The organism is Novipirellula aureliae, from assembly GCF_007860185.1.
GTDB classification, from domain to species: Bacteria; Planctomycetota; Planctomycetia; order Pirellulales; family Pirellulaceae; genus Novipirellula_A; species Novipirellula_A aureliae.
Genome location: NZ_SJPY01000001.1, coordinates 1076170 through 1091904 on the forward strand (window position 1 = coordinate 1076170; position 15735 = coordinate 1091904).

The following is a 15735-nucleotide window of genomic DNA, read 5'->3' on the forward strand; positions in this document are numbered from 1 at the left end:
TCGCACGTCGCAAGGAATCGTCTGAAGGCTGCACTCCAAGCTTTGTGACGATTGATGATGTCGGAACCATCTTAGCAGAATATCCCCATCAGGGCATAGATCCCGCGCAAACGGACGAAAGCTGCAAATGGGTAAAGAGCTATCGCAGTCAATCAGAATGTCGCCATCTAGCCAATTTTGCGGAGCTCCTTTTTAGGCGTCTTGCCTTGTCCTATACTAAGGTGCTGAAAAATAAGTGGCGTAAGCTTCCTGCTTGCGAATTATCAGAACCCACGACTTGCGAATATTAGGTCACGCAAACGGAAAGCTAGCGCCACATGACGCGGGAGACACCAGGAAAAGTGAGTGCAATTACAAATCCACCCATGTTCAACGGCGGAGACGCTCCGGTCAAATGGGACCAGGAATGGGCCAATGCGTTTACACACGGACTTGCAGCAATCGTGTCGATCGTGGGCCTGTTTTTCTTGGTGGCAAAAGCGGGAAGCGTCGATGTCGGATTGGCGATCGCCTGTACCGCTTACATGTCAGGTGTGATAGGAACATTTATTTGCTCCACATTGTCGCACACGATTCTTCGGCAACCGCTGCTCGATACGCTTCGGGCATGGGATCAAGCGATGATCTATGTGATGATTTCGGGAACCTACACACCGATCGTTTACGTTTGTGCCGCCGATAGCGTCCGGATTCCGCTGTTGGTCGCGATTTGGATTGCCGCAGGAGTAGGTTTTTTCCACAAGGTTCTGGCTCGCCACCGAGTCAACTCGATTGGGACGTTATCCTATCTTATGTTAGGATGGCTGCCGGCAATCCCGCTTATCGGTCAAGTTCCCGGCGCAGTCATTGCGGCGATGTTTTTGGGCGGCGTGCTATACTCGCTGGGTACCATCCTGCTGGTCAACGATGGCAGAATCCGTTATCTGCACGCTGGATGGCACATCAGCGTGATGTTGGCCGCAGCGGTTCATTTCTTCGGCATCTATCTTTATCTAATCTGAATGATTGGCGGCAAATTGATGAACAAAAGCAAGGCGGACCGATCCGTCAAACGCAATCTCGTTCGCTGGCTCATCGCAATGCTTTGCTTTTTGCTGCTGCTGCCTGATGCGGTCGAAACCCGCTCCGCTTGCGCCGACATTTTGACCGACATGCCTGCCGACGGCGGCTTGGCGGTCGATCAGGCATTCTTGAAGGAAGCTCAAATCTATGTCCGCGAAAACGAGATCGAAAAAGCTCGTGAATCGCTCAAACGGTACGCCGAAAAGAAACCTGATTCGCCGCATCCTGAAATCATCTTAAGCCAATTGCTTGCGGGGGCCGGTCGCGGTGCGGAAGCGGGTGAGGTGATCGAGTCGTTAGCAGCTGAAAATCCAGACCGGATGGATGTCCGGCTATTCTTTGCTCGAAATGCCATCGCTCAATCGCGGTGGTACGACGGTTGGACCCATTTGCAAATGGCGGCGGCAGCCAAGAAATCAGAGCGATGGAGCGAGGAGTACAAGTCGCAATTAGACGACGACCGAATGCGGTTGCTGGCGGCCTATCACGAGGATCGCGGCCAATTGGAAAAAGCGGATGCAATCTACGAATCGCTTGCTCGAAAACCTGACGTTTCCGCTGATGCGCTAACGGCATTCGGTCGCGTTCGTTTCCGCTTGGACGACAAGGTAATGGCAAGAAAAGCGTTCGATAGAGCATTCGAGCTCGACCCGACTCGCGAGGTCCCCGCCTTGTCGATGGCCCTGCTCTACGATCTAGAAAAAAAGTCAAATGAAGCCGAAAGACAGTTTCGCTCCGCAATCAATCATCCCAATCAAAAAGGAGCCGAAAGAGCAAAAATCGGTTTCGCACGGTGGTTGCTCTGGAACAACCGACCCGCTGATATTCTCGACGTGCTCGCCGGTCCGTTTGAGAGCGCCGAAGCCAACGGGGAGCGGCTCGTGCTACAAGCGATGGCGAAAAGAATGAATGGCGATTTTTCGGGAGCGATTGAAATCCTCTCGCCTATTCACCAGCAAAACCCGACACAACTCACGGTGGGCAACGAAATGGCGCTTGCGATGATTGAGTCGAAAGACGAACGGCTGCGAAGTCGAGCTCTTCAAATCGCCCAGCTCATGGTCCGAAACAACCCGAACCGTACCGATTGCTGGGCAACCCTTGGCTGGGTCCAATTTCGACTCGGCGACATCACGTCAGCCAAGGATAGCTTTTCACGAGCGGTTTCCGGCGGCGGGATCTCTCGTGATACCGCCTGGCATTTGTCCCAGCTTCAAAGCCAGCTTGGAAACCAAGAACAAGCTGAACAACTACTCGAAAGTGCCAAGGTATCCAAGGGCCCCTTCTTTTCGGAGGCCCTCATCAAGGACTAGCTTGCGGTTTCATTATGAAAGACATGTGACATCATAATGACGTCACCCTGGGTTTCCTTCTGGTTGCGTGATAGTGTCGGAAATACCGTGAAACACGTCGTAAAACAGAGGCGGCTTGCTGTCATTGCCGTATTGGCACACCCGATGCAATTACTGACGAGGTAGAGATGGCTCATTCTCAGAGCCCTCCAATCAACCTCCTCCTGCAGTAAAAAGAAGAGCAGCCATGAAACGACGATTCACAAAGAGCCTTGCATTCGGATTCGCCACCATATTTGCTGGCGTGATGTTCACGAGCACCGCGAGTGCAAGTTCTCGCGGCCCGCTCTACGAAGCATCAGACAATTATCGCGATGCGGTATGCGACTTTGAGGGGCACGTGCTTCGCCTGCGGTATATCGAGCGAGAAGACCGGCGATTGGTCGATCAATTAGAGGATGCAACGAGTCGATTGCGGTCGGATGCAAGGCGTGCGAGTGATTTGGACCTGCGAGCTCTTGAGCGTTTGAACGGCACCTGGGCAGAAATCGAAAGTCTGCACCACACGGTCGAGATCGCATTGTTCGACCAGCCCAGCTATCCGTGCAACCCAACGCTCGAAGCATGTTGGGCTCGCGTCGACATGGCCCACCGTCAATTCGGCTTGGTTCTCGGAAGGGCCAACGCGATTGCGGCGGAGCAGCAGGCATCGATGCACAATCACGCCATTTCACGTTTATCGATTTCGCCGCCAGTCGCCGCTCCGATTCATTATGAAAGTTATCGTCAAAGAGTGGCTCCGATTCCCAGCTATCGTAGCCCATCGTCTCCAACGCCCACTGATCGTTTTCGTAGCACACCAATTCGTAGCACACCGAGCTCTGGGTTCGACCATTCACGCAACCAAGTGTCTCCCTATGGTGAAGCAAGTTTGGGCCAAGAACGCTACATTGGGCGGCAAACCTATCGCCAACCGGGTCTCCAGCGAATCGAATCGCGAGACGTGGGCGCGGCATTGGTTGGAGCGTTATTATCGCGAGTGTTGCAGTAGTCCGAAAGAAATCTTGGAAAAAGTGGGGTGAAAAGGCGTGTTTGCCGTTGACGATTCGGGATCAATTCGCGACATTTCCGCTTCGCAATCGAATTGATTGCGACCAACAAGTGGGAGAGCTTGCCGCTGAACATCAGCAAAACGCCTATACTTCTTCATTCGACGGTTGAATGGAAGAGAATTGGGTGTGATGTTTCGGGCCAGGTGAGTCTCGCCAAACCACCCGACAACACATTAAGTCGTGACAAAAAATGGGAAAAAAATCTAAGCGCTATCGCGCCGCACTTGAGAAGCAACCATCGAAAGCATTGCCTTTGGGCGAAGCGGTCGAAGTCCTCAAGAAATACGATTCAACAAAATTTGACCAAACCGTCGAAGTTCACATGCGTTTGGGTGTCGATCCAAACCAGGCGGACCAGATCATTCGCGGTAGTTTGGTATTGCCAAACGGTATCGGCAAGACTCAGCGAGTCGTTGTTTTCGCTAAGGGCGATGCAGCCAAGGTTGCTGAGGAAGCGGGTGCGGACGAAGTTGGCCAAGAGGATCTGGCAAAAAAGATCAAAGATGGTTGGACCGATTTCGATGTCTGTATTGCTGCCCCCGACATGATGGGCTTGGTCGGACCGCTCGGTCGCGTCCTCGGACCTCGCGGGTTGATGCCTAGTCCTCGAGCCGGCACCGTCACGCCAGACGTTGGCAAAGTTGTCGGCGAGTACAAAGCGGGGAAGGTCGAATTCCGAAACGACAAGGGTGGTAATGTCCACGCCATGGTCGGTAAGATGAGCTTCGATTCAACCAAGCTAACCGAGAACATCTCTGCATTCCTTGAGTTTGTCAACGGAATGAAACCACAATCGGTCAAGGGTACCTATGTTAAAGGCGTTGCGATTTGTGCAACGATGAGCCCCAGTGTGAGGATCGCGTTCTAAGTCGGCTTGCGGATGACGCAAGTTGTTTGTTTTCACCGCATGTCTACAAGTTAGAATGCTCACAATCGCAATCGACCGCACCAAAGTGAACCAAAACGATGAGTAAATTTGTAAAAGAGTTGGTAACTCGCGATATCAAACGTCAACTCGACGGTGTCGAAGACGCTGTGGTTGTCAGTTATGTCGGGATGGATGCCAACACCACCAACGAACTTCGTGGCGAGCTTGATGCGAAGAACATTCGCATGATGATTGTCAAAAATTCGCTCGCACGTCGAGCAACTGAAGGATCTTCACTGCATCCGGCTTTCGAAGGGTCATCGGGTCAAACGGCTGTTTGCTGGGGAGCAAGTGACTTTGTTTCCCTCGTCAAAGAGTTGGTTCGACTTGACAAGGACAGTGAGAAGTATGAAAAATTCATCGCCGCTGGCGGTGTCATGGATGGCGAACGGCTAGACGCTGACAAGTTGAAGGAAGTCAGCAAGTGGCCAAGCCGTGAAGAGCAAATCTCGATGCTTGTGGGTCAAATCCTGGCACCGGGAGCCAACTTGTCGGCTGCACTACTTGGGCCTGGTAAGAAGCTTAACAGTCAAATTAAGAAAATTTCAGAAGGCGACGAGTAGTTGCTCTTTTGTTAGTCGTTCCGTAACAAATCACCAACTGTTTTTGAGGTATTAGAAATGTCCGAAGAAGGCACTGCAGTCGCAGAATTTAGCGCCGAAGCGAAAGAAATGGGCGATAAGATCGCCGAAATGACCCTAAAGCAAGCCAAAGAGCTTAGCGATTACTTGAAGGACGTGCACGGCATCGAGCCTGCCGCAGGCGGGGGCGTGATGGTCGCTGCTGCTGGTGGTGATGGTGGCGCAGCAGCAGTCGAAGAGCAAACCGAATTCGATGTCGTTTTGACTGGCTTCGGCGACAAGAAGCTGAACGTCGTCAAGGTCGTCAAGAATTTGACCGGTGCTTCACTGATGGAAGCCAAGAAGATGGTCGAAAGCTGCCCAGCTACCTTGAAGGAAGGCGTTTCCAAAGAAGATGCCGAAAAGGTCAAGGCCGAAGTCGAAGAAGCCGGCGGTTCGGTAGAACTCAAGTAGTTCCGCTTTCAAGCTTATTGATATATCAATCGAAAAAACCTTGCTACCGTTGTAGCAAGGTTTTTTTGTGGGCGCAGGATAGGTTTGTAGCGACGAAACGTCGAGTCGCCTCACGCCCGGCGGCATGCGGCTTTTTAACTCCTGCTAAGTCAATAACTTAACAACCTCTCCCAAACGCAGAGGTCGTGCCGCTTTTCAGTGCAACATGGCTAACAACATACAACCTCCCTCGCGAACGCCTGAAGGGCGTCCCTTGACCTCCCCCGGCTGTGCCGGGAGAGGTATAACTAGCATAAACACTTGTGAAACAAACACTTCATTGCCGCACGACCTCTTCGCCGGGAGAGGTAAACCAATGAAAATGCTCCTTTAACACTAGCTGCAATTCGCTTTGTCCGCTTAAATCTGAGTACAAGTCACTCGTTTATTTCGCATTTTTTCCTGTTTCACGAATCCTCTTTTCTCACAGCATCACCCAACCTTATGCAGCTTCCCATTATCTCGGACACTCCGACCCGTTCGCCTTCGCATTCGATTGGTAATGATCCGAACGCTCGAGGCCGGTACGCCGTCATTAGCCTTGGATGCCCAAAAAACCTGGTCGATACCGAGCAAATGCTTGGACGACTTGACGAGGATGGCTACAACATGGTCGGTTCAGTCGACGATGCTGACTTTGTCGTCATCAATACTTGCGGGTTCATTGATTCGGCTCGCGAGGAATCGCTTGGGGCGATCGACGAGATGTTGGACCTTAAGCGTCAGGGCAAGATTCGCAACGTGATTGTCACTGGATGTTTGGCCGAGCGCCAGCAGGGCAAGCTACTTGAAGCCCGTCCCGAAATCGACGCAATGATCGGCGTGTTTGGACGCAACGAGATCGTCTCGGTCATCGATCGATTGCAATCGGGTATCGAAGAACAGCAGAAAGTGTTCCGCCCCGCCCCGATCAAGCCGCTCAGTGATGCCGTCCGCAGTGCCGTTACGCCTCGACACTTTGCTTACTTAAAAATCAGTGAGGGCTGCGATCGGTTGTGCACCTTTTGTGCGATCCCCAAGATGCGAGGCAAGCACTACAGCAAACCGATCGAGCAGGTCATCGACGAAGCAAAGCGGCTAGGCGACAGTGGTGTGAAAGAGATTGTCGTCGTTGCTCAAGACACGACCTATTATGGAAAAGATCTCTATGGCGAACCTCGCTTGACGCAGTTGCTTACCGAACTCGATAAGATCGATTCGGTGGGTTGGATTCGTTTGATGTACTTTTATCCGATGTATATCGACGATGCCTTGGTCGACACCTTGGCAGGCGCCGAGCGGATATTGCCCTATATCGACATGCCACTGCAGCACGCCAGCGATAAGATGCTCAAGCGGATGGCCCGCAAGACGACTCGTTCGTTACAGGAGGATATCCTTGGTCAATTCCGATCGCGGATCAAGAACGCTGTCATGCGAACGACCATGATTGCCGGTTTCCCTGGAGAAACGGAAGAGGATTTTGCCGAACTGATGGACTTTGCTGAGCAACAGCGGTTTGAACACTTGGGCGTCTTTACTTATTCGATTGAAGAGGACACCCCGGCGGCGAAGTTACCCGATCGCGTCCCCAAGGAGGTTGCCGATCGCCGGCAAGGTGAATTAATGGCCTTGCAACAAGGGATTGCCTTTGAGTGGAACCAAAGCCGTGTGGGGACAATAGAAGATGTGATCATCGATTCGCCGTTGCCGGATGAGCCAGGTGTATGGATCGGACGCACCCGAGCCGAGGCTCCCGATATCGATGGTATTGTCTACGTGACCGCATCGGATGAAGAGCAATCGATCAAAGTTGGCGATATGTTGAAGTCGGAAATCGTTGCTGCCGAAGGGTATGACTTGGTTGCCGTGGCGCTATAGTTCCGTTCCCAGGGTTGGCGGCGTGGTCTGACGGCTGACGCCACGCCCATGGCGAAGACACCTTGCGGAAAAAAAAGCATGATTTCGACGAAGCTCCCTATCCTTTCTTGACCAGAGAGCGGTTGTGGTCGATGTAGGAAGTCCCGATCGCTATACAGCGGTGGCGTCACGACAGGTCGTGTGGAAGATGCGTTATGAGCCGCACAGGGCAATCTTGATGGCGACGGCGGGCTAGCGTTGTTCGCGATAAGTCTTCCAGCTCATATAGACCATGATCCCACCTACGATTGCGAAGGTAATGTCCATCAGTAGACTGGCAGCGCCAAGTGGAGCGAAGTCCTGCATCCCCAAAATGCCCATCGCGGCATCGGCTAAAAACAGGACTAGGACCAAAATCGACGCAACAAGGCTGGTCAAACAGAGAGCCTTGGGCATCGAAAACCTCGCGTTTTAGAATAAGAAGTGAAAGTCAACGGTGTAAATCTAACGTGAAGAACTTGAGAGTATAGTTGCTAGGCGTCTCGTTCCCCAGACCCAGCCGTGATAGCTTTTGACAACTTTTCGTAACAAATTCCGGTTGTAGGGGTCGGGACGAAGCAATAGTCTATTCGGATTGAGTCGCAAGAGCAAAACGAGCTTATGGAAAATATCAAAAATTGGCAAAATGGTGTTGAAAACGATCCTTGGCAGTGGTGGCGAGGACTGATGCCGATCACCGAATCGTTCGCCTATTTCGACCATGGTGCGGTCGGAGCGTTGAGTTTTCCAGCGGTTTTGGCAATCGAAAACTACGCTCGGCAAGCGTCGACGCTTGGCGATACCGTGTGGCCCGAGTGGGCTGCAGCAAATGAGGGGCTGCGAAAAAATACCGCATCTTTAATGAATTGTCACGAAGATGCGGTCTGTTTGATCCCCAATACGTCGACCGGTATCAACTATGTCGCCGAGGGTTGGGATTGGAAACCGGGAGACAACGTGGTCATCCCCGAAGGCGAATTCCCCAGCAACCTGTTCCCCTGGAAAAACCAAGAAGCAAAAGGGGTTGAACTTCGCATCGTTCCGCGGCGAAAATTGCCCAGTGGCGAAGCGGGGGAAGTGCGGATTGCCGACTTGGTCGAGGCGATGGATGAATCAACAAAGATGGTGGCCGCGAGCTGGGTGGGTTATGCGACCGGTTACCGATTGGATATCGACGAGTTGGTTCGTGCAGCCCACAATCGCGGTGTATTGGTGTTCCTCGATGCAATTCAAGGATTAGGAGTCTACCCGCTCGATTTAGCAAAAACGCCCGTCGATTTCCTCGCGGCTGATGGCCATAAGTGGCTGCTCGGCCCCGAGGGCGCAGGCGTCGCGATGATTCGCACGGAGCATTTGCCGAAGCTTCGCCTTCGCAATATTGGATGGGGAAGCGTTCGGAATTCGTGCGATTTTTCCGCCCCTACGATGGACTTGAAAGACGAAGCCGCACGCTACGAATCCGGGTCTGCCAACATGGTCGGGCTCGCCGCGCTTTCGGCAAGCATGCAGATCTTCTTGCTAGTCCAAAAGCATCACGGACGTGACGCAATCGAAAAGCGTGTCGTTTCGCTTACCGATGAGTTAGACCAAATGCTAAAGGCGTTGGGAGTGACCACATCGATTGCCGATCAACGATCCAACCGAAGCGGTATATTGAATTTCAGCTTGGCGGGGGTCGAGCCGACCACGATTCGCAGTCGCGGTCTCGAGCGAAACGTGGTCCTGAGTTGCCGAGGCACGGGAGTGAGGGCAAGCGTCCATGCGTACAATAACCGAGACGATATGAACCGTCTCGTCGATCTGGTCAAGGCATGCCTGCCTAGGTAGCGGAAAAGTGTGATAGGTTCATTGCAGAAGATTGGGGGGAGGCTGAATCGATTTCCCCAACGAGAAATTGTCATCTGCCGCTTGCCGAAGAATCTTGGCTAACGGCCTGCTGATTTAATCGGTTTGACTCGACTTATCGTTTAACGCCAAGCCGTAGGCGACCGCTTATGGAAAAGCTGACGCCTTCGGCTAAGCGTTAAACGATTAAATCAGCAGGCCGCTAACGGCCAAACGGCCAACAGGAGACTATTTGTTATGCGGGCGTTCTCATAGTAGAATCAACGCTCCTCCGTTCTTTCGCTCTCCCTGCCATGCAATCAAAACCAATGAACACCCTTCTTCGCTTCGCTATATTGCCCGTCGGCCTCATCGTGTTTGGGTTGACGGCGTTTGCTCAATCGCCTGACCGAAGCCAATCTGTTGCCGCATCGCAGCCGACTGGAGAGTGGATATCGTTATTCAATGGCAAAGACCTCAGCGGTTGGATTCCGAAAATTCGCTTTTTCAAACTTGGCGAGAATCATGCGAATACTTTCCGCGTCGAAGATGGGCTGCTAAAAGTTCGCTATGACGGCTACGAAGCGTTCGACCAAAAGTTCGGGCATCTCTTTTATGAAAAACCCTTTTCGAACTATCGGTTTCGAGTCGAATATCGGTTTGTCGGAGACCAATGCAAAGATGGCCCAGGCTGGGCGACTCGCAACAGCGGGGTAATGATTCATGGCGAAGCACCTGAAAAGATGGAGATCGATCAACGTTTTCCTGTTTCGATCGAAGTCCAGCTGCTTGGCGGCAACGGAACCGATGATCGAACGACCGCGAACCTTTGCACTCCTGGAACCAACGTTGTCAAAGATGGGAAGCTTTATAAACCCCATATATTTAATTCGACTTCAAAAACCTACCATGGCGAGCAATGGGTGACGGTTGAAATCGAAGTTCATGGAAACCGTTTGATTAAACACCTCATCGATGGTGAGACCGTTCTCGAGTACACTCAGCCTCAACTCGATCCCAGCGATCCGATGTTCGAACACTTGAAAAACGATCCGCAAACTCCGAAAGACTTGATGCTTCATGGTGGCTCCATCTCGCTGCAATCCGAAAGCCATCCCATTGACTTTCGCAAAGTCGAAATCATGATTCTCGACGAAGTTGATTCGGCTGCTGACAGTACGGTCGCTGAATGAGCTTATTCAAATCGTTTGTCCTGATTTGGCTTGCCATTCTGAGCAGCTTCTGTCTCGGATGCTCAGGTGCAAGCTCTGACAAAACACTTGTTCCTGTTTCGGGGGTTGTCCATGTCGACGATGAACCGGCAAGCGGGGTCACGGTAACGGTGCATCCCCTGTCCGGCAGCGGTGCGGTGTCATCGGCAACGACACTCGATGACGGCAGCTTTCAAATCTCCACTTACGAACTGAATGACGGGGTACCACCGGGCGTCTACAAGGCGACGTTTGCATGGGGGCAATTTGACCTCATGTCCCGAACGCAAGTGGGGGATCGACTGGACGGTCGCTACGCTTCTGCAGACGATTCCACCATTGAGTGGACGATCGATGGAGGGTCCCCTGTCGATGTCGGTATCATCAAATTAAGGAAATAGAGTTGGCAAAGAAACATTCGAAAGCGAAGAAGGAAACGGACAAGTGGTACCAAGACGGACTGCGATTCGAATGCACTCAGTGCGGCGATTGTTGCAGCGGAGCACCTGGTTTCGTTTGGGTCGAGGAAGACGAGATCGATGCGATGGCCGATTCGATGGATCTCGACATCGATTCGTTTGAGTATCGGTTTGTCCGCCAAGTTGGCCGCAACAAAAGCCTGAAAGAGTACCCTGATGGCGATTGCATTCTGCTCGATCCCGATACCCGAAAATGCAGTGTCTATGACGCTCGCCCCACTCAATGTCGAACGTGGCCGTTTTGGGATAGCAACCTAGCGACTAAGCAGGAGTGGAAAGAGACCTGCAAGGTGTGCCCGGGATCAGGAACAGGCAAATTGATTTCGTTCGAGGAAATTGAGATCCAAAGGAAAAAGAAATCCGTGTGATTTTGGAACCGTTGGAGAGATTGGTTCGGCGTCGCAATGCTGGCGTGGGCTGGGACAAGTAAGAGTCCAGCAAAGGCACTTAAAACGACAATCCACATCCGTCCATCATCAACCTTTGGCCCCGCCGAGGCAACACAGATGCTACCACCAGCAAACACGAGGGTTGCAAGCAAAAGCAAGCGTCTCGATCGCTGGAGTCGCATCCGTTTGCCGCTGTTGATCATGGTTGCTCGTTGGGTGCCGAGTCTTCGCTGCACCCTAATGAATTTAACGAGGATTATGCTAAACGTCAGGGGCTTGCCGAACGATGCGAAGACGGGACAATTGGCCTTGAGAAAGATCCTCTTCCACCTGGATCTTTAACAAGATCCACTACCAAGGCAGACTTTCTCGCTCCTTCCTCCGTAACCATACTGACCCGCTAAATCCACCTTGTCAAAGTCGAAACTCCGCAGAATCGCCGGCCCCACTTTGGCAGTGGTACTATTCGCTTTGGCGATGAAGTTGTTGTGGCGGGAGGCACAAGAGGTTACTTGGGATCAATTTGTTTCCGGCTTCACGGGTGTGCCCGCGGTTTATTTAGCAATTGCCGCTTTTCTGATTGCCCTCAATTACGGGTTGTTGATCACCTATGACTTGTTGGCACTTCGTTACGTGTGTCGTTCGTTGCCGCTCAGGCGAGTCGCGTTGGTGTCGTTTCTTGGTTTTACGCTAGGCAATAATCTAGGGACCTTTATGGCGGGTGCTCCGATCCGGTTTCGCTTCTACACCCGTTGGGGGCTGACACCGCGACAAATCGTGGTATTGATTTCGATTTGTGGGCTGACGTTTTGGAGCGGTTTATGGATTTTGGGCGGCACCGTGCTAGCGTTTGTTCCGATCGAATTGCCCGTCGAATTGGCTGAGAAGTTGCCTTTGGGCACGAGGACGTTAGGCGTTGTGTTGCTAATGTTGGCGTTTGGTTATGCGGCCGTTTGCGGATTGTGGCGAAAACCTTGGCCGATTGGTGAACTTCATCTTCGGCCCCCTGAACTTGGTTTGATGTCAGTGCAAACTTCGGTCGCGGCAGTCGATCTGCTGATTTCGGCAACCGCACTTTACTTGGTGTTACCGGTGGATGCGAACGTTCCGTTTGCCCAGGTCTTGGCAGCCTACTTGTGCGCCATTGCGGTCTCTTTGTTGACGCAGGTCCCCGGCGGATTGGGGGTCTTGGAGGTGATCCTCGTCAAGCTACTCAAGGGGACCGTCGGCGATTCCGTGCTGGCGTCCGTCTTGATCTTTCGCATTCTTTATTACGTTTTGCCGCTGCTGATTGGCATGATCGCGTTGGTTGCCCACGAAATCTACGGTGGTGCTGTCGAAGCCCGCGAAGCGAAGAAGGAACCTTAGGGCGGCTTTGCCACCTTCACCCCCCACAAACTTCGGAGGTCGTGCCGTTTTCAAATGCTCCCTCGCTCCGTTTGAAGCTGCTGAAGTAGTCGCATTGTTTTCAGGTCGGAGGCGGTTCATAGAACGGTCGAAAGTCTTGACGACCGCTACCTTGAGCTTGCTTACCAATTCAGTGGCGTCAGCCATGCTTGCTTGGCTTCGGCTAAATCAGCATCGAGGATGGCCTGTCCTTCCGATTGAACGACTAACCGCTCGGATTGGTCGATGGTGCCCAAGCGAGCGACGTGGACGGAGGCGTCGGCAAAGGCCGTTTCAAACTTCTCCGCAAACTCGGCGGGGACTTCGCAGAGGAATCGGGTATTCGATTCGCTAAACAGCGCTTCGGTCGCCGACAATCCCGTTTGAATCAGCGTCTCAATATTCAAGTTCATTCCCAAACCGCCCGCCATGGCCATCTCGGTCGCAGCGACCGCTAAGCCGCCTTCACTTAGATCGTGACACGATCGGACGAGTCGTTGTTTGATCACATCGTGCATCGTCTCAAACGTTTTCTTCGCTAGCGGTTGATCGACGGTGGGAACTTGGCCGCCACGAATACCGAGTGTCATCAATAGGTGCGAACCGCCTAGTTCCGACTTCGTTTCGCCCACTAAGAACACAATATTTCCTGCCGCCTTGGCGTCCATCGTAACGGCCGTCGAAACGTCCTCCATTTGCCCCATGGCGCTGATCAGCAAACTGGGCGGAATGGCAATCGTTTGACGGTTTCCATCGGCATCGTTGAAGCTAAATTCGTTATTCAAACTATCTTTCCCGCTGACGAATGGTGTCCCTAAAACGGTCGCCATGTCTTGGCAAGCGATGGCAGCGCGGACGAGTGAACCGAGTGTTTCGCTGCGGTCGGTGTAGCCCCAGCAGAAATTATCGAGAATCGCGATCTTGCGAGGATCGGCACCGACGGCAACCGCGTTTCGCATCGCTTCATCGATCGCCGACGTTGCCATATGGTAAGTATCGAAATCGCCGTAGTGCGGATTCATACCGCATGACATGACCAATCCACGGCGACTTTCGTGCCTTGGCTTCACAACGGCTGCATCGCTCGGGCCGTCACAAAGAGGGCCGACGAGCGGTTTGACGACGCTGCCGCCTTGGACCTCATGATCGTATTGGCGGATGATCCAATGCTTGCTCGCAACGTTCCACTCGGCCATGATCTTTAGCAGCACCTCGCCGTGGCCTTGCGCATCCAAATCCGGCAAAGTCACTGGCTCGGTCGCGGCCGGATGATAGACCGCATCGCGGATGATGGGCGGACGGCCGTCATGCATGAACTCCATCGACAAATCGCCAACGACGTTGCCATGGTAGGTTAATTGCAAACGTCCGGTTGGTGTAAAGCGACCTAAAACCGCCGCTTCCACTCCTTCGCTTTCGCATAGCTGACGCAGTTCATCCCACGATTCGGGTGGCACTGAAAAGACCATTCGCTCTTGAGCTTCGGAGATCCAAATTTCGGTATAGGACAAACCTTCGTACTTCAGCGGTGCCTTATCGAGCCAAACTTCGGCACCAATCTTTTCACCCATCTCGCCAACCGCACTCGAAAAACCGCCTGCTCCACAATCCGTAACCGCCGTAAACAATCCTCGGTCGCGAGCTTGGATGAGAACGTCGAGCACCATCTTCTCGGTGATCGCGTTGCCGATCTGCACGGCACCGCCAGACAGCGATTCGGATTCGCTCGTTAATTCGGCGCTACTAAACGTTGCACCATGAATTCCATCCCGGCCCGTTCGTCCGCCAATCGTGACAATCAAATCGTTTGGCATTACCTCTTTCTCTTCCATGCCGACCGGAATCATTCCGACGTTGCCGCAGTAGACCAGGGGGTTGCCGAGATAGCGAGGATCGAAATAGACCGCTCCGTTTACCGTTGGAATCCCCATTCGGTTTCCGTAATCACGAACACCCGACACGACTCCCTTCATCACGCGACGAGGATGCAGAACTCCGGGTGGTAGCGTGGTGGGATCGGTATCGGGTGGTGCGAAGCAAAACACATCCGTGTTGCAAACGGGCTTGGCCCCCATTCCTGTTCCCATCGGGTCACGAATCACGCCACCGAGACCCGTGTTCGCTCCGCCGTAAGGCTCCAGTGCAGACGGATGATTATGCGTTTCGACTTTGAAGCAAACATGGTAGTCCTCGTCGAAGGTGACCACACCCGCGTTATCTTTAAAAACACTGACGCACCAATCATCGCCGCCGAGCGTTTTACGGATCGTTTGCGTTGCGGCAAAGATCGTTTCCTTTAGCATGTTGTCGTATTGCCGCTCGTCCGCTTCCGGTGTGCCGTCGGTACCAGGGCCTCGGTAGTGAATGCGGCCAGCCAACGTTTTGTGGCTACAATGTTCGGACCAGGTCTGGGCAATCGTCTCAAGTTCGATGTCGGTGGGATCGCGACCGATCGAAACAAAGTGATCGCGAATCGTTTCCATTTCGACTAGCGTTAGGTAGAGTTGCCCTTCACGCGAAAGCCGCTCAAGCTCGTCACCCATGAGCTCTCGAATGGGAACGGTAATGAGATCGAAATCGTGCGTTTGACCAACATCCAATTGGTCCATTTCGAGGGGGCCGACGACGACTTGCTCGATCGAGTCGTTTGACAATGCGCGGCGACAAATGGAATCGAGTACCGGTTCGTCGACATCGCTGAGCCAGTACTTTCGCAGGGTTCGGACGGCATGAACGTTGAAGCCGATATCCTTTGCAGCCGCAATCGTACTCTCGGCAACCGGGTCCATCACGCCTGGCTTTGGCAGGACATTGACAAGCGTCATGTTTTCGCCAGGTGGTTCACAAAGCGTGTCTTCGCCAGCGATTGCGACGACCGACCGCTCGGTCACATCATCGGCCAACAAGCTTGTCGCCAATTCGACCGCTTGTTCGTAATCAAGATCGCCTTGCACCAGAAAACCACGTGCGAAGTCGATCTTCAACGTATCGTGTAAACCAAGCTCGTGAATCTCTTCTTGCGTTCGCAACGCTTCGCGATCGAGTTGTCCGTCAGCGGGGTATATATCAATTTGCCAGAGGGGCATCGTTGTCATTCCTAG

General features: G+C 52.9%; 14 protein-coding genes. 12 read left to right on the forward strand and 2 right to left on the reverse strand.

Annotation, left to right across the window (positions count from 1 at the left end; genetic code table 11):
* Positions 1-341 precede the first annotated feature (341 nt).
* The 7 genes from trhA to rimO all read left to right on the forward strand — a co-directional run bounded on the left by trhA (position 342) and on the right by rimO (position 7327).
* The gene (gene trhA / locus Q31b_RS04055; RefSeq protein WP_231617284.1) at positions 342-1001 is read left to right on the forward strand and encodes a PAQR family membrane homeostasis protein TrhA; all 660 of its coding nucleotides are present in this window, start codon (positions 342-344) and stop codon (positions 999-1001) included.
* 18 nt (positions 1002-1019) lie between these two features.
* Positions 1020-2375, forward strand: a complete 1356-nt coding sequence (locus tag Q31b_RS04060; protein ID WP_197170877.1) for a tetratricopeptide repeat protein — start codon at positions 1020-1022, stop codon at positions 2373-2375.
* Between the two features lie 226 nt (positions 2376-2601).
* On the forward strand, positions 2602-3405 hold the full coding sequence (locus tag Q31b_RS04065) for a hypothetical protein (RefSeq protein ID WP_146598333.1): 804 nt from the start codon (positions 2602-2604) through the stop codon (positions 3403-3405).
* 251 nt (positions 3406-3656) lie between these two features.
* Entirely contained in the window at positions 3657-4334 is a 678-nt protein-coding gene (rplA, locus tag Q31b_RS04070) for a 50S ribosomal protein L1 (protein ID WP_146598334.1), read from the forward strand.
* A 98-nt stretch (positions 4335-4432) separates the two neighbouring features.
* Positions 4433-4957: a 50S ribosomal protein L10 gene (gene rplJ / locus Q31b_RS04075; protein WP_146598335.1), complete on the forward strand. Its 525-nt coding sequence runs from the start codon at positions 4433-4435 to the stop codon at positions 4955-4957.
* Positions 4958-5014: 57 nt separating this feature from the next.
* The gene (rplL, locus tag Q31b_RS04080; RefSeq protein WP_146598336.1) at positions 5015-5428 is read left to right on the forward strand and encodes a 50S ribosomal protein L7/L12; all 414 of its coding nucleotides are present in this window, start codon (positions 5015-5017) and stop codon (positions 5426-5428) included.
* A gap of 483 nt (positions 5429-5911) precedes the next feature.
* Positions 5912-7327 (forward strand): 30S ribosomal protein S12 methylthiotransferase RimO, encoded by a 1416-nt coding sequence (gene rimO, locus Q31b_RS04085; protein WP_146598337.1) that lies wholly within the window; start codon positions 5912-5914, stop codon positions 7325-7327.
* Between the two features lie 231 nt (positions 7328-7558).
* Here rimO and Q31b_RS04090 read toward each other — a convergent pair whose 3' ends face one another.
* A complete protein-coding gene (locus tag Q31b_RS04090) occupies positions 7559-7762 on the reverse strand; it encodes a hypothetical protein (RefSeq protein ID WP_146598338.1) in 204 nt (67 codons plus the stop codon).
* 204 nt (positions 7763-7966) lie between these two features.
* Between Q31b_RS04090 and Q31b_RS04095 the strand changes: the two genes are divergently transcribed.
* The 5 genes from Q31b_RS04095 (at position 7967) to Q31b_RS04115 (ending at position 12616) form a co-directional block, all read left to right on the forward strand.
* A complete protein-coding gene (locus tag Q31b_RS04095) occupies positions 7967-9172 on the forward strand; it encodes an aminotransferase class V-fold PLP-dependent enzyme (protein WP_231617285.1) in 1206 nt (401 codons plus the stop codon).
* 326 nt (positions 9173-9498) lie between these two features.
* The gene (locus Q31b_RS04100; protein ID WP_197170879.1) at positions 9499-10362 is read left to right on the forward strand and encodes a 3-keto-disaccharide hydrolase; all 864 of its coding nucleotides are present in this window, start codon (positions 9499-9501) and stop codon (positions 10360-10362) included.
* Positions 10359-10781 (forward strand): carboxypeptidase-like regulatory domain-containing protein, encoded by a 423-nt coding sequence (locus Q31b_RS04105; protein ID WP_146598340.1) that lies wholly within the window; start codon positions 10359-10361, stop codon positions 10779-10781. Before Q31b_RS04100 ends, Q31b_RS04105 begins: the two co-directional genes overlap by 4 nt.
* A gap of 2 nt (positions 10782-10783) precedes the next feature.
* Positions 10784-11227: a YkgJ family cysteine cluster protein gene (locus Q31b_RS04110; RefSeq protein ID WP_146598341.1), complete on the forward strand. Its 444-nt coding sequence runs from the start codon at positions 10784-10786 to the stop codon at positions 11225-11227.
* 432 nt (positions 11228-11659) lie between these two features.
* A complete protein-coding gene (locus Q31b_RS04115) occupies positions 11660-12616 on the forward strand; it encodes a lysylphosphatidylglycerol synthase domain-containing protein (protein WP_146598342.1) in 957 nt (318 codons plus the stop codon).
* A 161-nt stretch (positions 12617-12777) separates the two neighbouring features.
* Here Q31b_RS04115 and purL read toward each other — a convergent pair whose 3' ends face one another.
* On the reverse strand, positions 12778-15720 hold the full coding sequence (gene purL / locus Q31b_RS04120) for a phosphoribosylformylglycinamidine synthase subunit PurL (RefSeq protein WP_146598343.1): 2943 nt from the start codon (positions 15718-15720) through the stop codon (positions 12778-12780).
* Between the last annotated feature and the right edge of the window lie 15 nt (positions 15721-15735).